20 protein-coding genes are annotated in these 23,121 nt (G+C 71.0%); 9 read left to right on the top strand and 11 right to left on the bottom strand.

Annotation, left to right across the window (positions count from 1 at the left end; all coding sequences use genetic code 11):
• Positions 1 to 9: 9 nt before the first annotated feature.
• The 3 genes from CG723_RS03590 to CG723_RS03580 form a co-directional block, all read right to left on the bottom strand.
• A complete protein-coding gene (locus CG723_RS03590; RefSeq protein ID WP_100591665.1) occupies positions 10 to 1,035 on the bottom strand; it encodes an LLM class F420-dependent oxidoreductase in 1,026 nt (341 codons plus the stop codon).
• Complete coding sequence (locus CG723_RS03585; protein ID WP_100591664.1) at positions 1,035 to 2,171, bottom strand: CaiB/BaiF CoA transferase family protein; 1,137 nt, start codon at positions 2,169 to 2,171, stop codon at positions 1,035 to 1,037. The genes CG723_RS03590 and CG723_RS03585 overlap by 1 nt, the downstream gene beginning before the upstream one ends.
• 191 nt (positions 2,172 to 2,362) lie before the next feature.
• A complete protein-coding gene (locus CG723_RS03580) occupies positions 2,363 to 2,683 on the bottom strand; it encodes an MmcQ/YjbR family DNA-binding protein (RefSeq protein ID WP_100591828.1) in 321 nt (106 codons plus the stop codon).
• Between the two features lie 211 nt (positions 2,684 to 2,894).
• Between CG723_RS03580 and CG723_RS03575 the strand changes: the two genes are divergently transcribed.
• A complete protein-coding gene (locus CG723_RS03575) occupies positions 2,895 to 4,097 on the top strand; it encodes a saccharopine dehydrogenase family protein (protein WP_100591827.1) in 1,203 nt (400 codons plus the stop codon).
• Positions 4,098 to 4,153: 56 nt separating this feature from the next.
• Here CG723_RS03575 and CG723_RS03570 read toward each other — a convergent pair whose 3' ends face one another.
• Positions 4,154 to 4,858 carry an endonuclease V gene (locus CG723_RS03570; RefSeq protein ID WP_100591663.1) on the bottom strand — a complete coding sequence of 235 codons (705 nt, stop codon included), beginning with the start codon at positions 4,856 to 4,858 and terminating at the stop codon, positions 4,154 to 4,156.
• 55 nt (positions 4,859 to 4,913) lie between these two features.
• Here CG723_RS03570 and CG723_RS03565 point away from each other — a divergent pair, with 55 nt between their 5' ends.
• On the top strand, positions 4,914 to 5,213 hold the full coding sequence (locus CG723_RS03565; RefSeq protein ID WP_100591826.1) for a YciI family protein: 300 nt from the start codon (positions 4,914 to 4,916) through the stop codon (positions 5,211 to 5,213).
• Positions 5,214 to 5,229: 16 nt separating this feature from the next.
• On the opposite strand, the gene CG723_RS03560 is transcribed toward CG723_RS03565, so the two are convergent.
• The gene (locus CG723_RS03560) at positions 5,230 to 6,333 is read right to left on the bottom strand and encodes an oxidoreductase (RefSeq protein WP_199841642.1); all 1,104 of its coding nucleotides are present in this window, start codon (positions 6,331 to 6,333) and stop codon (positions 5,230 to 5,232) included.
• A 255-nt stretch (positions 6,334 to 6,588) separates the two neighbouring features.
• Here CG723_RS03560 and CG723_RS03555 point away from each other — a divergent pair, with 255 nt between their 5' ends.
• The gene (locus CG723_RS03555; protein ID WP_100591662.1) at positions 6,589 to 7,005 is read left to right on the top strand and encodes an SsgA family sporulation/cell division regulator; all 417 of its coding nucleotides are present in this window, start codon (positions 6,589 to 6,591) and stop codon (positions 7,003 to 7,005) included.
• Positions 7,006 to 7,026: 21 nt separating this feature from the next.
• Here the strand turns inward: CG723_RS03555 and CG723_RS03550 are convergent, their stop codons facing one another.
• Both CG723_RS03550 and CG723_RS03545 read right to left on the bottom strand, forming a co-directional pair.
• A complete protein-coding gene (locus CG723_RS03550) occupies positions 7,027 to 7,872 on the bottom strand; it encodes an isocitrate lyase/PEP mutase family protein (RefSeq protein ID WP_100591661.1) in 846 nt (281 codons plus the stop codon).
• 90 nt (positions 7,873 to 7,962) lie between these two features.
• Complete coding sequence (locus CG723_RS03545; RefSeq protein ID WP_234374106.1) at positions 7,963 to 8,697, bottom strand: GOLPH3/VPS74 family protein; 735 nt, start codon at positions 8,695 to 8,697, stop codon at positions 7,963 to 7,965.
• A 305-nt stretch (positions 8,698 to 9,002) separates the two neighbouring features.
• Here CG723_RS03545 and CG723_RS03540 point away from each other — a divergent pair, with 305 nt between their 5' ends.
• The 3 genes from CG723_RS03540 (at position 9,003) to CG723_RS03530 (ending at position 12,688) form a co-directional block, all read left to right on the top strand.
• On the top strand, positions 9,003 to 10,637 hold the full coding sequence (locus CG723_RS03540) for an ABC-F family ATP-binding cassette domain-containing protein (RefSeq protein WP_100591659.1): 1,635 nt from the start codon (positions 9,003 to 9,005) through the stop codon (positions 10,635 to 10,637).
• Positions 10,638 to 10,769: 132 nt separating this feature from the next.
• The gene (gene ddaH / locus CG723_RS03535) at positions 10,770 to 11,546 is read left to right on the top strand and encodes a dimethylargininase (RefSeq protein WP_100591658.1); all 777 of its coding nucleotides are present in this window, start codon (positions 10,770 to 10,772) and stop codon (positions 11,544 to 11,546) included.
• Positions 11,547 to 11,710: 164 nt separating this feature from the next.
• Complete coding sequence (locus tag CG723_RS03530) at positions 11,711 to 12,688, top strand: acyl-ACP desaturase (RefSeq protein WP_100591657.1); 978 nt, start codon at positions 11,711 to 11,713, stop codon at positions 12,686 to 12,688.
• Between the two features lie 40 nt (positions 12,689 to 12,728).
• Here CG723_RS03530 and CG723_RS03525 read toward each other — a convergent pair whose 3' ends face one another.
• Positions 12,729 to 12,968, bottom strand: a complete 240-nt coding sequence (locus CG723_RS03525) for a WhiB family transcriptional regulator (RefSeq protein ID WP_100591824.1) — start codon at positions 12,966 to 12,968, stop codon at positions 12,729 to 12,731.
• A gap of 185 nt (positions 12,969 to 13,153) precedes the next feature.
• Positions 13,154 to 13,945, bottom strand: a complete 792-nt coding sequence (locus CG723_RS03520; protein ID WP_100591823.1) for a VOC family protein — start codon at positions 13,943 to 13,945, stop codon at positions 13,154 to 13,156.
• 311 nt (positions 13,946 to 14,256) lie between these two features.
• On the opposite strand from CG723_RS03520, the gene CG723_RS03515 reads away from it, so the two are divergent.
• Complete coding sequence (locus CG723_RS03515) at positions 14,257 to 15,483, top strand: glycoside hydrolase family 64 protein (protein WP_100591656.1); 1,227 nt, start codon at positions 14,257 to 14,259, stop codon at positions 15,481 to 15,483.
• 12 nt (positions 15,484 to 15,495) lie between these two features.
• Here CG723_RS03515 and CG723_RS03510 read toward each other — a convergent pair whose 3' ends face one another.
• The gene (locus tag CG723_RS03510; protein WP_100591655.1) at positions 15,496 to 17,085 is read right to left on the bottom strand and encodes a GMC family oxidoreductase; all 1,590 of its coding nucleotides are present in this window, start codon (positions 17,083 to 17,085) and stop codon (positions 15,496 to 15,498) included.
• A 91-nt stretch (positions 17,086 to 17,176) separates the two neighbouring features.
• A complete protein-coding gene (locus CG723_RS03505; protein WP_100591654.1) occupies positions 17,177 to 18,151 on the bottom strand; it encodes a multicopper oxidase domain-containing protein in 975 nt (324 codons plus the stop codon).
• Positions 18,152 to 18,357: 206 nt separating this feature from the next.
• Here CG723_RS03505 and CG723_RS03500 point away from each other — a divergent pair, with 206 nt between their 5' ends.
• Both CG723_RS03500 and CG723_RS03495 read left to right on the top strand, forming a co-directional pair.
• Positions 18,358 to 20,874 (top strand): ThuA domain-containing protein, encoded by a 2,517-nt coding sequence (locus CG723_RS03500; protein ID WP_442802513.1) that lies wholly within the window; start codon positions 18,358 to 18,360, stop codon positions 20,872 to 20,874.
• Complete coding sequence (locus tag CG723_RS03495) at positions 20,874 to 23,081, top strand: OmpL47-type beta-barrel domain-containing protein (RefSeq protein WP_100591653.1); 2,208 nt, start codon at positions 20,874 to 20,876, stop codon at positions 23,079 to 23,081. The genes CG723_RS03500 and CG723_RS03495 overlap by 1 nt, the downstream gene beginning before the upstream one ends.
• Positions 23,082 to 23,121: the final 40 nt, after the last annotated feature.

Here is a 23,121-nt window from a genome sequence, read left to right as displayed (position 1 = left end):
TGCCCTCCCCTACAGCCAGTTCTTGACGGTCTCGACCAGCCGGGCGGGGTCGGGGCCGACCGGGATGACGTTCAGCATGGTGACGCCGGCGGCGCGGAAGGCCTCGACACGCTCGCGCACGTAGCTCTCTGGCCCGCACAGGCTCATGAGCTCGCAGAACTCGTCCGGGACGGCGGCCTCGGCCTCCTTCTTCTTCCCCGAGAGGTAGAGCTCCTGGATGAGCTTGGCCTCCTTCTCGTAGCCGTAGGCCACGGCGAGGTCGTTGTAGAAGTTCTTGCCGACCGCTCCCATGCCGCCCACGTAGAGGGCGATGTTGGGGCGGGCGAGGTCGCGAGCGGCTGCCGCGTCCTCGCCGATGGCGAGCAGTCCGCCGGCGACGACCTGGAGCGGCCCGAGCTCGGGGGCGCGCTTGGCGGCGCCCTCGGCGAGCGGGGTGCCCCACACCTGGTGGGCCTTCTCCGGAATGAAGAGCGTGGGCAGCCAGCCGTCGGCGATCTCGGCGGTCATCCGCACGTTCGCCGGGCCCAACGAGGCGACGTACAAAGGCACTTCGGGGCGTACCGGCTTGGAGAGGATCTTCAGGGGCTTGCCGAGCCTGCCGCCCTTCTCCGGGGGCAGCGGCATGTCCGTGATGCCGTGGTGGTCGATGACCTCGCGGCGCAGGATGCGGCGGGTCAGCTCGATGGTCTCGCGGGTGCGGCCGAGCGGCTTGTCGTACGCCTTGCCGTGCCAGCCCTCGACGACCTGCGGGCCCGACGCGCCCAGGCCGATGATGGCGCGGCCGCCGGAGACGGCGTCGAGTCCGGCGGCGGTCTGGGCGATGAGGGCGGGGGTGCGCGAGTAGACGTTGAGGATCGCGGCGCCGATCTTCATGCGCTCGGTGCGGGCGGCGAGATAGCCCATGATCGTGGGCGAGTCGAAGCCGTAGGCCTCCGCGACCCAGACGGCGTCGAGGCCCGCCGACTCGAGCGCGGCGGCGTCGTCGGCCGCCTGCCGGGGGTCGGCTGCGTAGGCGAGGGGTGCGGACAGCTCCATCAGTTCTCTTCCTTCGTCAGGCTCGGTACGTCCCAGTCACGGGCCACCCCGGCGGTGTCGGCGCCCGGCTGCGCGGGGCCGCTGCGGACGGCGGTGGGGGTCGCGGAGAAGCGGGGTGCGGGGGCGGGCTGGGTGATGCCGCCGTGGTCGGTGAAGGTGCCGCGCGCCGCCAGGTGGGGGTGGCCGGGCGCCTCGCGCAGGGACAGGACCGGCGCCACGCACGCGTCGGACCCCTCGAAGACGGCGGTCCACTCCTCGCGGGTACGGGTCTTGAAGCGGGCGGCGACGGCGTCGCGCAGCTCGCCCCAGCGGGCGAGGTCCTTGCGGGCGGGGGCCGTGTCCCCGATGCCGAGGAGCGCGCTGAACTCGTCGTAGAACTGCTGCTCAAGGGCGCCGACCGCCATGTACTGGCCGTCGGAGGTCTCGTACGTCCCGTAGAACGGGCAGCCGCCGTCGAGGAGGTTGCTGCCGCGCCGGTCCTGCCAGCCGCCGGCCGCGAGCATGCCGTGGATCATCGCGGCGAGGTGCGAGGCGCCGTCGACGATCGCGGCGTCCACGACCTGGCCCGCGCCGGTGTCGCGCGCGTGGTGGAGGGCGGCGAGGATGCCGACGACGAGGTAGAGCGAACCGCCCGCGTAGTCCCCGACGAGGTTCGCGGGGACGGTCGGCGGCTCGTCCGGCTTGCCGATCATCCCGAGGGTGCCGGTGAGGGCGATGTACGCGATGTCGTGCCCGGCGCGCTGGGCGAGGGGGCCGTCCTGGCCCCAGCCGGTCATGCGTCCGTAGACGAGGCGCGGGTTGCGGGCGTGGCAGGCGTCGGGGCCGACGCCGAGGCGCTCGGCGACGCCTGGACGGTAGCCCTCGATGAGGACGTCCGCCTTGGCGACGAGGTCGAGGACGCGCGCGGGGCCGTCGTCCGCCTTGAGGTCGATGATCACGGAGCGTTTGTTGCGGTTCGTGATGTCGTACTCGGGGTTGATCGCGAGCCCGGCGCCTCCGGGGCGGTCCACGCGCACGACATCGGCGCCCAGGTCGGCGAGGAGCATCGCGGCGAACGGGCCCGGGCCGATGCCCGCCAGTTCGACCACGCGCACCCCGGCGAGCGGGCCGCTGTCCGTCATCCCTGCCACTGCCATCGAGCCCCCAGCACTGTGACACAACTGATGTAACACCAGCGATGCTAAGAACGTGTTCCACTCAGCACAACCCCTGGCGAGCAAGCGCTTAGTAATTTACGACGCACTGCTGCGGTGTTGCCAGGAGGCACGTATGGATTCGGGGTAACTCGCCTGAAACGGGATTCCGTCACGTCCGGCCGGGGCGGCGCTCATCGCGCGTCCAGTTCGGCGACGAGCTTCTTCGTGGCCACCGTTCGATAGCTCTCCTCCACCCAGTCGCAGAGCAGCGCCGCGCCCGGGGCGCCCTTCACGTCCAGGGGGATCCGCACCCAGCCCGCCCTGCCGAGGCCGTATCCGGCGGGCTCGGCACCCGGGGTCGTGAGCGCGTGCGCATGGGCCTCCTCGTCCCTGAGCTTGACCGTGAGCCCCATCGGACAGCTGCCGTCGTCGACGCCGAGGAACACGAACACCTTCTTGTTCACCTTCGCGACCGTCTCGCCCCACGGGAAGTCCTCCGTCGCACCCGGCATCCCGAGTGCGAACTCCCGTACGCGCGCCCATGTCTTGAGCGCGCGCTGCGACGGCCTCTTCGGCTCGGCCACGACGACCTCCCGCTCCGGGCGGGGCCCTTGAACCTCCGCTCAGCCCTCACGCTAGCCTCGGCCACCGACAACGGCGCGGGGCGCAGGGCTGAGGGGTGTCATGACCAGGCAGGACAGCGGGCACGGCAAGGATCGGGACATGCGGGACAGGCCCGGCAGAGCCGACAGGACAGGCCGCGAGTACGACATCGTGCTCTTTGGGGCGACCGGGTTCGCCGGTGCGCTCACCGCCGAGTATCTGGCGGCGCACGCGCCCGAGGGGCTGCGGTGGGCCGTCGCGGGGCGCGACACGGGGAAGCTGGAGCGGCTGCGCGAGCGCCTCACCGCGATCGACCCCGCGTGCGCCGTGCTGCCGCTGGTCCGCGCCGACGTCGCCGACCCGGCGTCCCTGCGCGCCCTCGCGGCACGCACGCGCGTGGTGGCCACGACCGTCGGCCCGTACGTCACGTACGGCCAGGACCTGGTGGCGGCGTGCGCCGAGGAGGGCACCGACTACACGGACCTGTGCGGCGAGCCCGAGTTCGTCGACGTCACCTACGTCCGCCACGACGCCCGCGCGCGAGAGACCGGGGCCCGCCTCGTCCACGCGTGCGGCTTCGACTCGATCCCGCACGACCTGGGCGTGCTCTTCACGGTGGGTCAGCTCCCCGAGGACGTGCCGCTGCGCATCGACGGGTTCGTGCGGTCGAACGCGACGTTCTCGGGCGGCACGTTCGCGTCCGCGCTGACGCAGTTCTCGCGGGGTCGGCAGATGCTGGCCGCGCAGCAGGACAGGCGGCGGCACCAACCGCGCCTCGTGGGCCGCAGGGCGTACGCGCCGACGGGCGCGCCCCGCTACGCCAAGGAGGTCGACGCCTGGGCGCTGCCGCTCCCGACGATCGACCCGCAGATCGTGCAGCGGTCCGCGCGGGTCCTGGAGCGCTACGGTCCCGACTTCCGCTATCGGCACTACGCGGCGGTGCGGCACCTGCCCGTCGCGTTCGGCGGCGTCGCGGCTACGGGTGCGCTGTTCACCGCCGCCCAACTGCCGCCCGCGCGCAGGTGGTTGTCTGATCGGCTCAAGCCGGGTGACGGCCCGGACGAGGCGCGGCGCGCGGCCAGCTGGTTCTCGGTGCGCTTCGTCGGCGAGGGCGGCGGCCGCCGCGTGTACACGGAGGTCTCGGGCGGGGACCCCGGCTACGACGAGACGGCGAAGATGCTCGGCGAGTCCGCGATGTGCCTGGCGCTCGACGACCTGCCCGAGACCTCGGGCCAGGTCACGACGGCCGTCGCGATGGGCGACGCCCTGACGGCGCGCCTGCAGGACGCGGGGATCAGGTTCCGGGTGGCGGCTACGCGGTAGGCGGCTACGCGCGCGGCGGTGCCCACGCGACACGGGGAGGCCGGCCGGGCTGGCGACTACGCGCGCGTGGCCCCCTCCTGGGCATCCGCCAGCGCTCGCCTGCACAGCGCGTCCGCTCTGCGGGTCGTCTCGGGCTGGCGGTAGTTCGGCGTGAGGCTCAGGGTGTGGGCGCATGCGGTGTCGAGGCTCGTGCGGTGGCCGACCGAGACGTAGACGGGCTTGACGCCGTCGCGGGTGCGCAGTGCCCGGCCGACCTCCTCGTCGCCGTCCAGCAGGGGCGCCGTGCTGCCGCGCGGCGCCGCCGGCTCCTCGTGCGTGAAGGTGAACGGGTTCTTCGCGACGCCGATCGTGGGCAGCCCCGTCAGGACGCCGAGGTGGCTGGCGAGGCCGAAGCGGCGCGGGTGGGCGAGGCCGTACCCGTCGCAGACGACAAGACCGGGGCCGGAGTCGAGGCCCTCCAGGGCGGCGACCACGGTCGGGATCTCGCGGAAGGCCAGCAGGCCCGGCACGTACGGGAAGGAGATCCGGCCGACGGCCGTGGACTCCTCGACGACGTCGAGGGTCGCCGCGTCGAGCACGACGGCCGCCGCCACGACGAGGTCGCGCTCGTCGTCGTAGGCCACGTCGACGCCGGTCACGAGTCCGGTGCCGGGCGGGGGCCCCGGCTCGTCGAGGACGACGCGGGCGCGCAGTTCGTCCTGGACCGCGCGCGCGGCGCGCTCGTCGGTGGGCCAGTCGGCGAGGATCTGTTGGTGGCTCATGATGGCGACCACCATAGGGCCGGGGCGCCGGCGGGCCACGGGTAGCCTGGCGATCATGTTTGTACTCGAACTGACCTACACGGCCCCGGTCGAGCGCGTCGACCCGCTGCTCGAAGCGCACGTCGCCTGGCTCGACGAGCAGTACGAAGCCGGCGTCTTCATCGCTTCCGGCCGCAAGAACCCGCGCGACGGCGGGATCATCCTCGCCGTCGCGGACGACCGCACGCAGATCGAGAAGATCACGGCGGCCGACCCCTTCGTCACCGGCGACGTGTGCGCGTACCGCGTCACGGAGTTCATCGCGACGAAGACGGCACCCGAACTGGAACGATTCCGGCAGCAGTTGGCCGGCTAGACGGCCCCGCCGCAGGTCAACGTTCGAGCCGGGCGATGCGTCCCTTCTCGCCCGAGGCCCAGCACGCGCCGTCGTGCGTGCAGTCCGCCGTGTCGTACGAGCCCGTGTCGACGGTGCGCCAGGTGCGGCCCGCGTCGAGGGTGAGGTCGGTCCCCGTCGGGCCGACCGCGAGGGCGCTCGTCCGGCTGTGCGGGAGCCAGGTGACGCCCGAGCGGTAGGCGGGGACGGGCTCGGCGGACTGCGTCCAGGTGCGGCCGCCGTCGCGCGTCGTGGCCGAGGCCCGGGGAGACGCCTGGTCAGCGCGGTAGTCGCCGCCGACCGCGATCCCGTGCGTACGGTCGCGGAAGGCGAGGCCGAAGACGCCGCGCGCCGGGTCGCCCGCCGGGACCGGGGCGTCGGTCGCCCGCCACGTCAGGCCACGGTCCGACGAGTGCAGCACACGTGCGCGTGCGCCGCCGCCCGTGGCCAGCCACACATCGCGCGACCCCGAGCTGACCAGGCACTGGCCGCTCGCCGCGAAGCCGGCCTCGCCCTCCTGTGCCGCCGGCATGCCGTCGCCGGGCAGGACGTCCCAGGAGCGTCCTCCGTCGCGCGTGGACAGGATCCGGTACTTGCCGTCGACGGGGTCGCTCATCGCGAGGCCGTGGCGCGTGTCGAAGAACGTCAGGCAGTCGTAGAACGCCTTCGGGTCGGGGTTGCGGAAGGACTCGGTCCAGGTGGCCCCGCCGTCGTCCGTGCGGAAGACCCGCGAGGCGTCGCCCTCACCGATCGCGAGGACGACCGCGCGCCGGCCGTCGAAGGCCTCGATGTCGCGGAACTCCAGCTCGCCCGCGCCCGGCGGCGACACGTTCCGCCAGTGGGCGCCGCCGTCCGAGGTGCGAAGGACAGTGCCCTTGGACCCGGCCACCCAGGCGGCGTCCCGGTTCACCGCGGCAAGTCCCCGGAACCGCGCGTCGGTACCGGATCCCTTCAATGCCCAGTGCGGCTTCGCCTGCGCGTGCCCTCCGTCGGCCTGCGCACCGGCGGCCTGCGCCGGACCCGCCGGAGCGAACGCGAGGGCGAGTGCCGCCCCGGCCAGCCCCATGGACACCCTGCGTCGCGACTTCCCCATGGCCCTCATGGCGGGGGAAGCTAGCCCACTCCCCCGGCCCCGTCCAGATGGCCCGCGCCGCAGGGAGCAGCGAGCGGAGACCGGTGACAGAGGTCACTCACCTTTCCTCGGCCGTCCGGTGCACGGATTCCCGCGTTCCGCCGTCTCTTCAAGTGGCGGGGAGTCCTACCCGCCGACCCACCCGTCGTCCGACATGCCGTCCGACTCGCCGTCCGAGCTGTTGCCCGAACCGCCGTCCGTTCAGCCGTCACAAGGGAGCAGGCGTTGTCCACCGTCATCGAGCAAGCCGTAGAGGCCCGTCTCGTCGCCGCCGCGCCGCGGATGTCGACCATTCCCGCGACGTTGCGCTACGACATACGGGACCCTTTCGCCGTGCGCATGTCGTTCCCCGCGCCGGCCACGCTCGAGGGCGTCGACGTCAGCTGGACGTTCGCCCGCGAGCTGCTCGCGGCCGGGGTGCGCGAGCCGGCCGGTGCGGGCGACGTCCGGGTACGGCCGTACGGCTACGACCGCACGGTCCTGGAGTTCCACGCCCACGAGGGCACCGCGATCGTGCACATCCGGACCGGCGAGCTGCGCCGCTTCCTCAGCAGCACGGCGGCGATGGTGCCGGTGGGCGACGAGCATCTGCACGTGGACCTGGACGGCGATCTGGCGGAGCTGATGCGGGACGCGTACTGACGAGAGTCCCCTCCACCGGGCTCAACTCCCGTCACCGAGCAGGGCGTTGAGCTCTCCGTATTCGAGCCCGCCGGCCAGACTCCCGTACGTTCCCTCGGTGAGCAGCTCCCGGGCCGCCCTGCGGACGAGGGCGTGCGCGGCCTGCGCGATGCCCGCGCCGACGCTGATCCGGGCGACCCCGAGCGCGGCGAACTCGTCCACGGACGGCGCCCCGGGCCAGGCCATCACGTTGAGCGGCCCCTCGACACCGGCGACGAGCGCCTTCACGGTCACCGGGTCGACGGCCCCGGGCACGAAGATCCCGTCAGCACCCGCCGCGAGGTAGGCCACGGCCCGCTCCAGCGTCGCCGCGAGCCGCTCCTCCGGCTCCCCCGCGCCCATCAGATACGTGTCGATACGCGCGTTCACGAACAGCGCCACGCCCTCCGCGTCCGCCGCGACACGGGCCACCGCGATCCGCTCCGCCTGTGCCTCGACGGGCCGCAGCGGCGCGCTCCCGCCGTGCCAGGCGTCCTCGATGTTGACGCCGACCGCTCCGGCGTCGAGCACGGCGCGCACGGTGACGGCGACGTCCTGGGCCGCGTCGGCGTAGCCGCTCTCGATGTCCGCCGTCACCGGCACGTCCACGGCGGCGGCGATCCGCGCGACGGCGTCGAGCGCCTCGTCCCTGCCGAGCCGGTCCCCGTCCGCCGCACCGAGGTCCCAGGACAGTCCGGCGCTGGTGGTGGCGACGGCGGTGGCTCCGGCGTCCGCGACGATGCGGGCACTCGCGACGTCCCAGGCGTTGGGCAGAACGAGCGGGCGGCCGGCGACATGCCGCGAACGGAAGTCCAAGGCCTGGTCATTGAGGTGCGTTCGGTTCGTCATGCCGTACAGCCAACCACCTGGCTCCCGCGTACAGCTGGCAGGAATCCGACACGTACGTGTGACCCACGCTCAACCCTGCGCACCCCCTGTTCAGCCCCCGCCGCCCCCGCCCGCCGAGGCCCGCGACGCCTCCGCCGCCTTGACGGCCGCGGCGAGCGCGGCGCGGATGTCGCCCAGGCTCTGCCGCAGTTCGGGGGAGATGTCGCCGGCGCGCGCGGCGAGGTGGTCGAGGCGGTCCTTGTGCGTGCGCCTGGCCTTGCCCGGGATCAGCCTGCGGAGCTTGCCCGTGGCGGCGAGCACCGCGAGTACCGCGTCGTCCTCGTCCACCCGGCCGACCGGCTCGCCGCCCTCCAGCGCTCCGAGCACCTCGGCCCGCAGCACCTCGACGTATCCGGCGCGCTCCAGGCCGTACCGGGTCACGGGGAAGAGCCCGAAGACGCGCTTGCGCTCGGCCGACAGATAGCCCTCGGAGGCGAGTTGGCGGCGCACGGTGTCGAGGGTGGCGCGGGCGCGGTAGCCGATCCAGGCGCGCCAGGTGCGCGGCCTCGACTCCTCGGCGAGCTCCATCAGTTCGTCGAGGACGGGGTCACCGGTGCGCGCGTCGAAGACCGGGGTGACGATCCCGTCCACGTCGCTGATGATGCGGCGCCGGGCCAGTTCGACGAGGGCGGCGGCGCGGACCGCGAGCTCGATGTCGGGGGCGCCGGAGACCCTGCCCTTCTCCGTGTCGAAACCCAGCAGCAGGAGCCGGGCGGGCAGCGAGAGCGAGCCGTGGGCCACGGGGGTCTCCTCCTGCGGGGTAGGGGCGAGGGCGTGAGGGCTCACGATAATTCGTTGACGGCCGACAGCCACCTTCGTACGGTGAACAGCGTTCCCGTTGATCCTGTTGTCGTCGATCGGAGTAGGACGTTGCTCTTCTGAGGTTCTCGGACACCGCGTCACGCGGCCGCACCTCACCGGTGCGCCACGTGTCTTGCGTGTGCGACCTCGGATGACCGAGCCGTCCTCCCGCCTGAATCCGGCACAGGACTGTCCTTCGCGCCCTGTGCGCTCTCGTTGCCTCCGGCCGTGGTCGTCCGTGGTGTCCCCATGCGCTGCCCACCGTTCCCACCGAGCGACCGCGAGGCCGTATGTCTACCTCCCCCACCTCCATCACCTGCACCTCCCTCACCTACGCCTGGCCCGACGGCACTCGGGTCTTCGACGGTCTTCAGGCCGCGTTCGGCCCCGGCAGGACCGGGCTCATCGGCCTCAACGGCGCAGGTAAATCAACGCTGTTGAAGCTGATCTCCGGAGAGCTCGCCCCGACGGACGGCGCCGTGAAGGTGGCGGGCGAGATCGGCTGTCTGCCGCAGAACGCCACCCTCGAAACCTCGCTGCGCGTCGACGAGGCCCTCGGCATCGCCGGTGCCCGCGCCGCGCTGCACGCCATCGAGGCGGGCGACGTACGCGACGAGCACTTCGCCGCGGTCGGCGACGACTGGGACGTCGAGGAGCGCGCCGTCGCGACCCTCGACGGGCTCGGTCTCGGCCGCATCGGTCTCGACCGCACCGTCGGCGAGCTCTCGGGAGGCGAGTCCGTACTGATCCGCCTCGCCGCGCTGCTCCTGCGCCACCCCGACGTCCTGCTGCTCGACGAGCCGACGAACAACCTGGATCTGGCCGCCCGCAGGCGCCTGTACGCGGCCGTCGATGCGTGGCCGGGCGTCATGGTCGTGGTCAGCCACGACCGCGAACTCCTCGAACGGGTCGACCAGATCGCCGATCTGCGCGCGGGCGGCCTCGTTCGCTTCGGCGGGAACCTCTCGGCGTACGAGGAGGCGCTCGCGACCGAGCAGGAGGCGGCGGAGCGCATGCTGCGGGTCGCCGATGCCGATCTGAAGAAGCAGAAACGCGAACTGGCGGACGCACAGGTCAAGTTGGCCCGGCGCAAGCGCTACGGACAGAAGATGTGGGACACCAAGCGCGAGCCGAAGGCGATCATGGCCCAGCGCAAGCGGCAGGCCCAGGTCTCGGCGGGCAAGCACCGCCAACTGCACGAGGGCCGGCTCGCCGAGGCGAAGGAGCGGCTCGACGAGGCGGTGGAGGCCGTGCGCGACGACGACGAGATCCGCGTCGATCTGCCGCACACGGCGGTGCCGCCCGGCCGTTCCGTGTTCACTCTGTGCCGGCTGGGGATGGCCTACGGGGCGCGTGTGGAAGGCGAGTTCGAGGTGCGCGGCCCTGAGCGGATCGCGCTCGTGGGGCGCAACGGTTCGGGCAAGACCACGCTCCTGCGCACGATCGCCGGGGACCTCGAACCCGTCGCGGGTGAGGTGGTCGCGCATGTTCCGCTGCGGTTCCTGCCGCAGCGGCTCGACGTGCTCGACGAGGGCATGACCGTCGCCGAGAACGTGGCGCGGTTCGCTCCCGGAGTGACGAACAACCGCGTCAGGGCGCGGCTCGCCCACTTCTTGTTCAAGGGGGCACGGGCCGATCAGCCGGCGGCGACCCTCTCGGGCGGCGAGCGGTTCAGGGCGACCCTCGCGGCGCTGATGCTCGCCGAGCCGGCGCCCCAGCTGCTGATGCTCGACGAGCCGACGAACAACCTCGACCTGGCGAGCGTCCGGCAGCTGACCACGGCCCTGGAGTCCTACGAGGGCGCGCTGCTCGTGGCCAGCCACGACCTGCCGTTCCTGAAGGCCATCGGGGTCACGCGGACGCTGCTCATGGAGGGTGGGCGGCTGCGGGACGTCACGAAGGGGGAGGCCGGATACGGCGGGTAGCTGCCGCGTTGGGCGGGCGGGCCGAAACGGGGCGCGGGCCGGGGATTCCGTCACCGGCGCCGGGCTGTGCATGATGTGCGCGCGGGACCATGAACCCGCCCACGAGCCGTCCAGTCCCGAGGAGAGCCGCCCGTGCCCAGCCAGAAGGCCTTGATCCGCCGCCCCGGACCCCGCCTCGCGGACGGGCTCGTCACACACGTCGAGCGCACGCCCGTCGATCCGGAGCTGGCGCTCACGCAGTGGGAGGCCTACGTCGCGGCGCTCGGGGAGCACGGCTGGGAGACGGTCGAGGTCGGGGCCGCCGACGAGTGCCCCGACGCGGTCTTCGTCGAGGACGCGGTCGTCATGTACCGCAACGTCGCGCTGATCACCCGTCCCGGCGCGGCGTCCCGGCGTGCGGAGACGGCCGGGATCGAGGAGGCCGTGGCCCGGCTCGGCTGCTCCGTGAACCGGGTGCGGGAACCCGGCACCCTCGACGGCGGCGACGTCCTCAAGGTCGGCGACACGATCTACGTGGGCCGTGGCGGGCGCACGAACGCGGACGGCGTGCGGCAGCTGCGGGCCGTGTTCGAGCCGCTCGGGGCGCGGGTCGTCGCCGTACCGGTCAGCAAGGTGCTGCATCTGAAGTCGGCGGTGACGGCCCTGCCCGACGGCACGGTCGTCGGGCACGAGCCGATGGTGGACGTGCCGTCCCTCTTCCCGCGCTTCCTGCCCGTCCCGGAAGAGGCCGGCGCGCATGTGGTGCTCCTGGGCGGCGGGAAGCTCCTGATGGCGGCGAGCGCGCCGAGGACGGCGGAGCTGTACGCGGATCTCGGCCTGGAGCCGGTTCTGGTGGACATCGGCGAGTTCGAAAAGCTCGAGGGCTGTGTGACGTGCCTCTCAGTCAGGCTCCGCGAGCTGCATTCCTGAGGCGCAATGAAGCCTCAGAGGCCACTGAGACCGGAGGGGCCGGTTCCGGGGGGCTCTTTACAGAGGGTTTAACCTACGGCAACGTAACCTACGACACCGTAGGTACAACCGCTCGTGCCTGCGAGTCGTCCCCTCGCACTACTCCCGTCCCCCCTGGAGCCCTCGTGACCATCACCTCTCCCCACCTCGGCAGCTCGTCCTCCACCTGGACGGACGCCCAGCTGCTGTACGCGCTGGAGGAAGTGGTCGAGAAGGAACTGAACCGGCACCTCAAGGTGGCCAAGGACTGGATGCCGCACGAGTACGTGCCGTGGGCCGACGCCCGCAACTTCCCCGGCTTCTTCGAGGACGGCGAGGCCTGGGCGAAGGACCAGTCCAAGGTCACCGAGATCGGCCGGATCGCGCTCGTCGTCAACCTGCTGACCGAGGACAACCTCCCCAGCTACCACCACGAGATCGCCTCCCTCTTCGGCCGCGACGGCGCCTGGGGCACCTGGGTGCACCGCTGGACCGCCGAGGAGGGACGCCACGGCATCGTGATGCGTGACTACCTGCTGGCGTCGCGCGCCGTCGACCCGGACCAGCTCGAGCAGTTCCGCATGGCGCACATGGCCGAGGGCTTCGAGTCCGACAACCGGCACTCGATGCTGCACTCGGTCGCTTACGTCGCCTTCCAGGAGCTCGCGACCCGCGTCTCGCACCGCAACACCGGCCACCAGTCGGGCGACCCGGTCTGCGACCGCATGCTGGCGCGCATCGCCACCGACGAGAACCTGCACATGGTCTTCTACCGGAACCTGCTCGGCGCGGCCTTCGAGCTCGCCCCCGACCTCACGATGCAGGCCGTGCGCGACGTCGTCGTCAACTTCCGCATGCCCGGACACGGCATGCCCGGCTTCGAGCGCGCCGCCGCCCAGATGGCCATCGGCGAGATCTACAACATGCGCATCCACCACGACGACGTGATCCAGCCCGTGCTGCGCTACCTCAAGGTCCTGGACATCGACGGACTCGGCCCGGAGGGTCTCAAGGCCCAGGAGGAGCTCGGTCTGTACATGGGCGGCCTGGACAGCGAGGCCTCCAAGTTCGACGAGAAGCTCGCCGCCCGCAAGGCCCGCATGGCGGCCCGCGCCGCGGGCTGAACCCCGCAGTAGGCCCCGCACACCGAGCGCCGCGGCTGGTTCAGCCGCGGCGCAGCTGGTGGCGCTCCTTCTCGGAGAGGCCTCCCCAGACGCCGAAGCGCTCGTCGTTGGCGAGCGCGTACTCCAGGCAGGCGGAGCGCATCTCGCACCGGCCACAGATGCTCTTCGCCTCGCGTACCGAGCTGCCGGGCTCGGGAAAGAAGAAGTCGGCGCCCGTCTGGGCACACAGCGCCTCGTCCTGCCAGGCGGGGACGGACGCTGCCGCGCCCCCCGGGTTCATGGCCTGCCGCGCGGAGGTGGGGGCCCCGGGAGCGCTCGTGACGGGGCGCAGCGTGTGGTTCGAGTACATGCCACTGATCGTGCCGCGTGGCGAAAAACAGACGATCAACGACTGATCAACGCGGCGCGCCGGGCGGATTCGTCCTGAGCCCGCCCCGGCCCCTCCGGGACGTGCCCGGACCCGGCTCAGGTCTGGTTCGGATCTCCCTTGATCACCGCGAAGCGGGCGCCCTGCGGGTCGGTGAGCTTGGTGATGCGGCCGACGCCCGGCAGGTTCGTGGGCGCGAAGCGCACCTTACCGCCGAGCTCCTGCGCCCGGGCGGCGATCGCGTCGACGTCCGGCACATGGAAGTACGGCGACCAGTGCGCCCCGATGTCGGACTCCGCCGGGTCGTCGCCCAGTGTGACCATGCCGCCGAACATGTCGTCCTCGCCCGTGCCCGCCGGGTTCACCGTCACGTAGGTGCCGCCGGGGAACGGCACGTCGAACGTGCCCCAGCCGAGCACCGAGCCGTAGAAGTCCTTCGCCACCTCGACATCCGGGGTGTACAGCTCGATCCAGTTCAGCGAGCCGTCCTGCGTGGCGAGACCCAGGCCCTTGTTCTGACCGGGCTGCCAGAGGCCGAACGTCGCCCCAGCGGGATCGGCGATGATCGCCATGCGGCCCAGGTCCGTCACGTCCATGGGCTGGAAGGGCGCGGATCCGCCGGCCTGCTCCGCGGCCTTCACGGTCGCATCCGCGTCCTGCGTCTGGAAATAGACGGTCCAGGACGGCGGCGCCTGGTCGGGCGTGACGGTCATCCCGCCGGCTACGGTCTTGCCGTCCAGCTGGAACAGGCCGTAACCGCCGACCTCGGGGCCGCCCGACTGGAACTGCCAGTCGAAGAGCCCGGTGTAGAAGGAAACGGCGGCGTCGAGATCCGGGGTTCCGAGATCCAGCCAGTTCGGCGAGCCGTCGACGAAACGGGTGGTGAGCATGGTGCCCTCCTCGTTGAGGGTGCCCCCCTTGGGGGTCCCGTTGTCTGCCTCAGCGAGTCTGGCACCGCGCACTGACAATCGCCGTTCCACGCGCCGTCACCACGCGCCGCCGCCGCTCCGGACCGGCGCCCAGTCGCCGATGAGCCGCCGACCAGCCTCGACCGTGCCACCGCGCAGCCAACGCCCGGCATCACCAAGCCATCGCCAAGAGTTGAACGGTCCACAGAAATGGGAGCGCTCCCCGTCACAAGTCTTGACCCGTCGCGCCGCACTCGCAACAGTGGGGCTCCCCCACATCTCAGGAGTCCTCCGTGATATCGCGCAGACTGTTCCTGACCGGCGCCGCCACGGCCGCCACCGCACTCACCTACCCGGCCTGGGGCAGCGCTCTCAGCCCGGACGCCGACGCAGCACCCGCCACCTGCGAACTCGCCCTGCAGAACAAGTCGTTGCCCGGCACCGTGCGTGCCTATGTCACGGGCCACGAGCAGGGCACCGACCGCTGGGTGCTGCTCAAGCCCGACGGCGGGGTCTACCACCCCGACTCACCGTCAGCCCCGCAGACCCCGCTGCCCGTCGACTGCGCCATCCCGCTGGGCGCGGCGGGTTCGGCACCGAAGGTTCTGACGCTCCCTCAGATGTACGGCGCCCGCGTCTACTTCGTACGCGACAACACGCTCGACTTCTTCCTCAACCCGGGCCCCGCGCTCGTCGAGCCGGCCTTCGCGACCTCCACCGACGCGAACTACGCGAAGACCTGGTCGTTCTGTGAATTCACCTTCAACTCCGACCAGTTGTACGCGAACATCAGCTACGTCGACCTGGTGACGGCCCTGCCCATCGGCCTGACCCTGGAGGGCGATGCCACGCACACCGTCGCGCCGCTGCCGGACGGCGCGGTGGACAGGATCGCCGCGGATCTCGCGGCCCAGACCGCCAAGGACGGGCAGCCCTGGGACAAGCTCGTCATCCGCGGAGGCGACGGCAAGGTCCTGCGCGTCATCTCACCGCAGAACCTCATGGCCCCGTACTTCGACCGCCCCGACGAGATGCCGTTCCGGGACGTCTGGGACAGCTATGTCGACCAGGTCTGGGAGAAGTACCGCACGACGGACCTGAAGATCGATCTCCAGGGCGGCCGGAGCGTGTTCACGGGCCGGGTCAGCGGCGACACCCTCACCTTCAACGGCGGGCACAGCTTCCCCAAGCCCGCCTCGAAGGACATCTTCACCTGCAACCACGGCCCGTTCACCAACAACCCCGGCGACCCCGACGACAAGAAGGGCCTCCTCGCCCGTCTCGCCGCCGGATTCAACCGGAGCATCATGCTGACCCACCCCGAGCAGCCGAACGGCACCACGACGGCCGACTACTACCAGGGCGACGTCACCAACCACTGGTCACGGGTCGTGCACGCCAACTCTCCCATCGGGTACGCCTTCCCGTACGACGACGTGCGCCCCGACGGGCAGCCGGACGTGTCCGGCGCGGCGCACGACGGCAACCCGCGGCGCTTCACGGTCAGCGTCGGATCGTAGGTCCCGGACGGCTCACGCCCCGGCGTCCTCGCGGATGAGCTCCGCGGCCTTCTCCGCGAGGGCGACGGTCGGGGCGTGGGTGTGACCGCGGGTGATGCACGGCATCACCGAGGCGTCGACGACGCGCAGGGCCTCAACACCCCTGACCCGCAGGCGCGGGTCGGTCACCGAGCCCTCGTCGGCGCCCATGCGGCAGGTACCGACCGGGTGGTAGAGCGTCTCGGCACCCGAGCGGATCACCTGCGCCAGCTCCTCGTCGCCGACGGCCCCCGGGTACGGAGCGAGGGGCCCGTCGGTGTACGGGGCGAGCGGCTCGGCCGCGAGGAGTTCCTCGGCGCGGCGCACTCCGGCCATCAGCGTGCGCAGGTCCTCTTCGCGGGCGAGATAGCCGGGGTCGATCAGCGGCCGCGCCGAGGGGTCCGCCCCGCCCGGGGTGATGCGGCCCTCGCTCGCGGGCTGGAGCAGGACGACGCCGATCGTGATGCCGTGCTCGACGGGCGGGGTGAGCCCGTGGTTGACGAACGGCACGGGAGCGTAGATCAACTCGATGTCAGGGGAGGTCAGTTCGGGGCGTGTCCTGATGAAGGCGACCGCCTCGCCGACGTTCGACGTGAGCGGTCCGCGCCCGGCGAGGAGGAAGCGGCCCACATTGGTGAGGGAGTCCGCGCCGGTGAGGGTGACGGGCCGGGGGCAGCGCATCGTGACGGCGAAGGAGAGATGGTCCTGGAGGTGACGGCCCACGTCGGGGGACGCGACGCGGACGTCGATCCCCGCCTCGGCGAGCTGCCCGGGGTCACCGACGCCCGCCTGCTGGAGCAGCTGCGGTGAACCGATGGCGCCCGCGCTGAGGATCACCTCGCGGCGGGCGCGCAGGATGCCGGGGACCCCCTCGGCGACGACGCCGGCCACGCGGGTGCCGTCGAAGTCGAGGCGCGTGACCCGGGCGTCGGTGTGGATGTGCAGGTTGGGCCTGCGCGCGGCCGGTTTCAGATAGCCGTCGGCCGCGCTCCACCGGCGGCCGCGGCGCTGGTTGAGCGGGGTGAGCGCGAAGCCGCCGTGGTCCTCGTGGTTCAGCTCCGTCAGCTCGCGCAGACCGGCGGCGCGGCAGGCGTCGAGGAACGCCGACGTCGTCACGTTCGGGTCGCGCGGCGGGGAGATCCAGAGCGGGCCCAGGGTGCCGTGCGGCGAGTCGGCGCGCCGGGTGCCCGCCCAGCGTTCGGCGCGCTGGAAGTAGCGCGCGAACTGCTCGTACGACCACTCCTCGCCGGCCGCCTCGCCCCACGCGTCGTAGTCGTCCCGGTGGCCGCGCACCCACATCATGGCGTTCATCGAGGAGGAGCCGCCGAGTGTGTGGCCGCGCGGCCAGTACAGCTCGCGGCCGTCGAGCGCGGACTGCTTGGACGTCGAGTAGTCCCAGTCGTACGGCGTCCTGAACAGCTTCGGGAACGCCGCCGGGATGCGGATCTCGGGTTTGCGGTCGCGCGGGCCCGACTCGACGAGCGCGACACGCACGGCCGGATCCTCCGACAGCCGCGCGGCCAGCACACAGCCGGCCGACCCCGCCCCGACGATGACGTAGTCGTACTCGCTGTCCTTGCTCAACTCGACTCCCGGGGTGGGTGGTTGAGGACCAGGTGATGATCCGCTTCCTCCCCGGAGGTTTACACCCGTGACGTACCCCTGCGAAAGCCCCCTAGCCGGTGTGCCCCGCCGGGTGGTGCGGCTCGTAGCCCGGGATGGTGCCGTCCTCCTTCTTCACCAGGAAGAGCCCCACCATCCCCATGTCGGAGTGGCTCTGGACGTGGCAGTGGTACATCCAGGCGCCCGCCCCGACGCCCTCGCCCGCGATGATCTGGAAGCCGAACGAGTCCGCGGGGCCGACGATCTTGTTGTCGACGACCTGGCTCGGGTCGTCCGGGCCGGTCAGCATGCCCGTGCGGTTGTCCGCCCAGCGATGACCGTGCATGTGGAAGGTGTGGTAGTACTCGCCGTGCGTGATCATGACGATCTCGACGCGATCACCCACCGTGGCTTCGAAGTTGGGGCCTTCGTGCGCCGGCTTGTTGTTGATGGTCATGTCGTTGAAGACGATCGTGAACGTGGTGTCCGGGAGGACGTCGCCCTTGCGCCGGACGATGACCGGCCCGTACAGGCCCTTGCGGATGCCACCGGTGCCGTGTTCCGTGCCGACGACGTGGTCGTGATAGTGCCAGTACCCCGCGCTGCCCGCGCGCCATGTGCCGTCCTTGCGCCGGCCGGGGACGTGCGTCCGCCAGGTGTAGGTGCGCTTGCCGCCGGGCTCGACGTCGCTCTTGTTGAGCTTGGTGCCGTCGCTGGAGACCTCGTAGTCGAGGCCGTGGACGTGCAGGCTGGCCGCCACGTCCATCGTGTTCTCGAACTCGATGTGCAGGGTGTCGCCCTCGTTGAGCTCGATCAGAGGGCCGGGTACGGACGCCTTGCCCTTCTCGAACCCGTAGCCCATCTGCCCGTCCGCGAGCTTCTCCGCGTACATCTTGATGCGCTTGACCTCACCGCCGGCCGGAGCCGTGCGCACCGGGCCGTCTGCGGGGGCCGCGTCCGTCGCCGCGATGAGCGACAACGATGTCGCGGTCGTCGCGACGGCGGCCCCGCCCATCAGCACCCGCCGGTTGAAGCTGCGCCTGTCCATGCCGAACTCCCCACCCTCGTACGGGATTTGCGGACGTGCCACCAGTGCCTGCCGTGACGACCAGAGAGACGGTAACCGGGTGATCTTCGTTTATCCACACTCAGGACAAAGTTCGTGCCATTGCGGCCATACCTATTGGCGAGCCGCGAAAAGAGGTCTAGCTTCGTCCGCGCCGTACCTGTGACCGACGAGGGGTGGGTGAACTCATGCGGTCCACGCCGCATCAAAAACCCTTGGGCGTAAGAGGGTTGGACAGAGACAGACGCAGACGACGCCGTGCAGTCGCCGCGGTCCTGGCGTCCGGGGCGGTCGCCGCCGGACTCCTTACCGGGCCCGCCGCCAGCGCGCGTCCGGGTCCCGAACCATCCGTGACAACGATGTCCCTGCCGTCGCCTCCCGGCGGCTCGAATGTGCGCGTCCTGGTGTACTACGGCTCCGCCGCGGGCGGCGACGAGTCACCGGTGGTGAACGCGGGAATCGCGGCCATCGAGAAGATCGGCCAGAGCGGCCCCGCCGCCCAGCGCTTCAAGATCACGGCGACGGACGACGCGTCCGTGTTCACCGACGCCACGAAGCTGGGCCGCTACAACTCGGTCGTCTTCCTGACCGGCGGCGGCGACGTGCTCGACCCGGACCAGGAGGCGGGGCTCGAGTCGTTCATGGAGGCCGGCGGCGGGTTCGTCGGCATCCACGACGCGGCCCGCGCCGAGCCGTACTCGGACTGGTTCACCGGTCTGATCGGCGCGCGTCCGGCCGACTCCAGCCCGGCGAACGTCCAGCGGGCCACCGTCGAGGTCGGTGACCGCCAGCATCCGGCCACCAAGGACCTTCCCGTGCAGTGGAAGCGGCCCGACCAGTGGCTGAACTGGGTGAAGAACCCGTCCGGCTCGGTGCACACCGTGGCCCGGGTCCGCGAGTCGACCTACCAGCCGGGCGCGAGCGCCAACGGCGCGGACCACCCGGTGTCCTGGTGCCGTGACTACGACGGCGGCCGCTCCTTCTATACGGGCATGGGCGGCACGGCCTCCAGCTACGACGAGGTGGACTTCCAGTCGCATCTGCGCGGCGCCCTGCTGTGGACGAGCCGCATCGTGCGCGCCGACTGCAAGGCCGCGATCGACTCCAACTACAAGGCTGAGCGACTCACCCAGCCCAACCAGGCGGGCCAGAACGACCAGATCGGCGAGCCGCACGGCCTGGTCACCGCGCCCGACGGACGCGTCCTGTACATCGGCCGCGGCGGCGCCGACTCCTCGCAGCCGGTGATCACCGACTGGAACAACCCCGACATCGGCAAGGGCAAGGGCGAGATCCACGTCTACGACCCGAAGACCAAGAAGGTCACCCAGGCCGGGGCGCTCACCGTCTTCGGCAACAAGGGCGGCGGCGACGAACTCACCAAGGTCGAGGAGGGGCTGCTCGGCATCGAGCTCGACCCGAAGTTCGAGCAGAACGGCTGGGTGTATCTGCACTACACGCCGCACTCGGGGCTCGACCGCGACAAGCAGATGGCCGAGCGGCAGGTCTCCCGCTTCACACTCGACCTGAACACCAACAAGCTGGACCTGAGCAGCGAGAAGGTGCTGCTCAAGTGGCCGGTGCAGGTCCACAGTTGCTGCCACGCGGGCGGCGGGATGGCCTGGGACTCCAAGGGCAACCTGTACATCGCGACCGGTGACAACAACTCCTCCGGCTTCAGCGACGGCTACTCGGGCAACAACCCGCAGCCGAACTACAAGGGCGTCTCCTTCGCGGACGCGCGCCGCACCGCCGGCAACACGAACAACCTCAACGGCAAGATCCTGCGCATCCACCCGGAGGCCGACGGTACGTACACGCTGCCGGAGGGCAACCTCTTCACGGGCAAGGAGACCGCGGAGGGCGGCGGCAAGACACGCGGCGAGATCTATGTGATGGGTGTCCGCAACCCGGCGCGCATCTCCGTCGACAAGAAGACCGACACGCTGTACGCGGGCTGGGTCGGCCCGGACGCCGGTGAGCCGTCGACGACCTGGGGCCCGGCGAAGTACGACACGTTCGCCGTGATCACCAAGGCGTCCAACCGTGGCTGGCCGTACTGCATGGGCAACAAGCAGCCCTACCGTGACCGCAATCTTCCGGACCCGACGAAGCCGCTCGGCTGGTACGACTGCGACCACCCGAAGAACGAGTCGCCGAACAACAACGGCCTGGTCAACCTGCCGCCGGTGACCGGCAACAACATCTGGTACTCGCCACAGGGTGGCGGGCCGGACTACCCGCGCGACGCCAACGGCATCCCCTCGTACAAGAAGGAGGAGGCCAAGTACCTCCTGCCGTGGCTGAAGGGCGGCGGGCAGGCCGCGATGGACGGGCCCGTCTACCGCTACGACGCGTCGATCCCGAACGCGGACAAGTGGCCGAGCTACTGGGACGGCAAGTGGTTCGTCGGCGACTTCTACGACGCCACGCAGCCGCGGCACGCGGTGATCACCGACCCGAAGACGGCCGGTGACGGCGGCATCCCGGTGCACGCCGAGAACCTCAAGAAGATCGTGCCGGTCGGCAACGACGGCATCAAGAACCTCATGGACTGGAAGTTCGGCCCCGACGGCGCGCTCTACGTCCTCGACTACGGCCGCGGCTTCTTCACCTCGGATGCCAAGTCGGCTCTGTGGAAGGTGACTTACACGGGCGGCGAGGCGACCCCTGCGGCCGGCGACCTGGCCAGGAAGGCGCAGTGATGAGGATCCGCACCAAGAACCGGCGAAGACTGTGGACGGCGCTGTTCGCCGCCGTGCTGCTGATGCTCGGACTCGGCTCCCCCGTCGCGTTCGGGCAGGACGCCCCGGTCGCCGCGGCCCAGCAGGTCCTGAACTGGACCGGCAGCGACGACATCACCAAGTACGCCTCGGCGCCGACCACGGCGGTGGCGGGCGCGACGACGATCGTCTTCGAGAACAGCGCGGCGACCGGCAACACCATGGGCATGCCGCACACGCTGACGTTCGACACGTCGGACCCCGAGTACAACAACGACGTGTCGGTGAACATCCTGGCCAACCCGAACGACAGTGAGGGCGGCAAGCACTCGGTCGAGGTCACCCTGACCCCGGGCCGTTACCGCTACCACTGCACGATCCCCGGCCACGAGGGCATGCAGGGCATCCTCGTCGTGACCGAGGGCGGCGGCGAGGACACGGCCGCGCCGGAGACCTCGGCGAAGGTCGAGGGGCAGAAGAACGCCCAAGGGGAGTACGTCGGTTCGGCGTCGGTCGGTGTGACGGCGACGGACGCGGGCTCCGGGGTCGACAAGGTCGAGTACGCGGTGGGCGCCGACGGCGCCTGGCAGCCGTACACGACCGCGGTGGTCGTCGACCAGGTCGGTACGCACAAGATCCGCTACCGGGCGTCCGACAAGGCGGGGAACGTGGCGGCGGAGAAGTCGGTCGACTTCACCGTGGTCGCGCCGCCGACGGACGACAAGACGCCTCCGGAGACCTCGGCGACGGTGAGCGGCGAGAAGAACGACAAGGGCGAGTACCTCTCGATGGCGACGGTCACGGTGACGGCCTCCGACACCGGATCCGGCGTCAACTCCATCGAGTACGCGGTGGGTTCGGACGGCGCCTGGCAGCCGTACACCTCCCCTGTGATGGTGCACGAAGTGGGCGCACACACCGTGCGCTACCGGGCCGCGGACAAGGCGGGGAACGTGGCGGCGGAGAAGTCGGTCGACTTCACCGTGGTCGCGCCGCCCGTGCAGGACAAGACGCCGCCCGAGGTGTCCGCGAAGGTCGACGGCGACAAGAACTCCGACGGCGCGTACCTCAAGAGCGCCAAGGTGACGGTCTCCGCGACGGACGCCGACTCGGGCGTCGAGAAGATCGAGTACTCGCTCGACGCGGGCCCCTACCTCGCCTACACCGCGCCGGTCGTGGTGGACCGGGCGGGCGCGCACACGGTCGCGTACCGGGCGAGCGACAAGGCCGGCAACACGTCGGCGGCGAAATCGGAGGCCTTCACGGTCACCACGGGCGGCGGGGTCCCGGCGCCCAACTGCGCCGAGTTCGACGAGCGGTTGACGGTGATCGTCGGCACGGTCGACACGGGCATCCCGAACCGGGTCACCAACAACCGGTGCCGGATCAACGAGTTGATCGAGGACGAGCGGGAGTGGACCTCGCAGGCCCTCTTCCTCAAGCACGTCAGGACCGTCACCGACAAGCTCCTCAAGGAAGGCGTGATCGACCAGCGCGAGTACAACAAGATCAACCGCGCCGCCAAGCAGTCGGGGATCGGCAAGCCCGGCCAGACCGAGGGCTACCGCAAGATCTTCGACGGCACGCAGGGCTCGCTCGACAAGTGGGAGCAGGTCGGCGGCGGCAAGTTCGGCCTGAACGCGGACGGCTCGATCACGTCGAGCACCACCGTCGAGGGCATGGGCATGCTGTGGTTCCCGCAGCGCAAGTACGGCGACTTCTCGCTGAAGCTCCAGTGGCGGGACGACGCGCCGGGCACGGGCAACGCCAACGGCGGTGTCTTCGTGCGCTTCCCGTGGGTCCACGACCACCCGGAGGAGTCGCGGCCGGAGTGGGTCGCCATCAAGTACGGGCACGAGGTGCAGGTCCTCGACCGTCCTGACGGCGACATGTACAAGACCGGTTCGATCTACGGCTTCGACCGCGTGGGTCTCGCCGGCGCGGGCGTCACGCAGAAGGGCACCTGGAACGACTACGAGATCCGTGTGGTCGGCCAGCACTTCTCGATCCTGCGCAACGGCGTCCTGATCAACGAGTTCGACAACACCGGCGGCCAGGTCTTCGAGCCCCCGCGCGGGGACGACCCGGGCACGGACGGCCGGCGGTTCTCCTCCGGCTATGTCGGGCTCCAGGTGCACAGCACGACGGACGTCATCTCGTACCGGGACATCCGCGTCAAGGAGCTGTAACAGGCAGTATCCGTAGGTGAGTTGAGCGAGTCGAGCCGGG

Source organism: Streptomyces sp. CB01635, from assembly GCF_002803065.1.
Lineage (GTDB): Bacteria > Actinomycetota > Actinomycetes > Streptomycetales > Streptomycetaceae > Streptomyces.
Note: the sequence above shows the minus strand (reverse complement) of the source record. Positions and strands in the feature narration are given on the sequence as shown.

What these genes read in the sequence shown, in the direction of transcription:
- CG723_RS03590 (WP_100591665.1), bottom strand. Translation starts at nt 1,035, where the DNA reads ATGGAGCTGTCCGCACCCCTCGCCTACGCAGCCGACCCCCGGCAGGCG.
- CG723_RS03585 (WP_100591664.1), bottom strand. Translation starts at nt 2,171, where the DNA reads ATGGCAGTGGCAGGGATGACGGACAGCGGCCCGCTCGCCGGGGTGCGC.
- CG723_RS03580 (WP_100591828.1), bottom strand. Translation starts at nt 2,683, where the DNA reads ATGCCGGGTGCGACGGAGGACTTCCCGTGGGGCGAGACGGTCGCGAAG.
- CG723_RS03575 (WP_100591827.1), top strand. Translation starts at nt 2,895, where the DNA reads ATGCGGGACAGGCCCGGCAGAGCCGACAGGACAGGCCGCGAGTACGAC.
- CG723_RS03570 (WP_100591663.1), bottom strand. Translation starts at nt 4,858, where the DNA reads ATGAGCCACCAACAGATCCTCGCCGACTGGCCCACCGACGAGCGCGCC.
- CG723_RS03565 (WP_100591826.1), top strand. Translation starts at nt 4,914, where the DNA reads ATGTTTGTACTCGAACTGACCTACACGGCCCCGGTCGAGCGCGTCGAC.
- CG723_RS03560 (WP_199841642.1), bottom strand. Translation starts at nt 6,333, where the DNA reads ATGAGGGCCATGGGGAAGTCGCGACGCAGGGTGTCCATGGGGCTGGCC.
- CG723_RS03550 (WP_100591661.1), bottom strand. Translation starts at nt 7,872, where the DNA reads ATGACGAACCGAACGCACCTCAATGACCAGGCCTTGGACTTCCGTTCG.
- CG723_RS03540 (WP_100591659.1), top strand. Translation starts at nt 9,003, where the DNA reads ATGTCTACCTCCCCCACCTCCATCACCTGCACCTCCCTCACCTACGCC.
- CG723_RS03525 (WP_100591824.1), bottom strand. Translation starts at nt 12,968, where the DNA reads ATGAACCCGGGGGGCGCGGCAGCGTCCGTCCCCGCCTGGCAGGACGAG.
- CG723_RS03520 (WP_100591823.1), bottom strand. Translation starts at nt 13,945, where the DNA reads ATGCTCACCACCCGTTTCGTCGACGGCTCGCCGAACTGGCTGGATCTC.
- CG723_RS03505 (WP_100591654.1), bottom strand. Translation starts at nt 18,151, where the DNA reads ATGGACAGGCGCAGCTTCAACCGGCGGGTGCTGATGGGCGGGGCCGCC.
- CG723_RS03500 (WP_442802513.1), top strand. Translation starts at nt 18,358, where the DNA reads ATGCGGTCCACGCCGCATCAAAAACCCTTGGGCGTAAGAGGGTTGGAC.
- CG723_RS03495 (WP_100591653.1), top strand. Translation starts at nt 20,874, where the DNA reads ATGAGGATCCGCACCAAGAACCGGCGAAGACTGTGGACGGCGCTGTTC.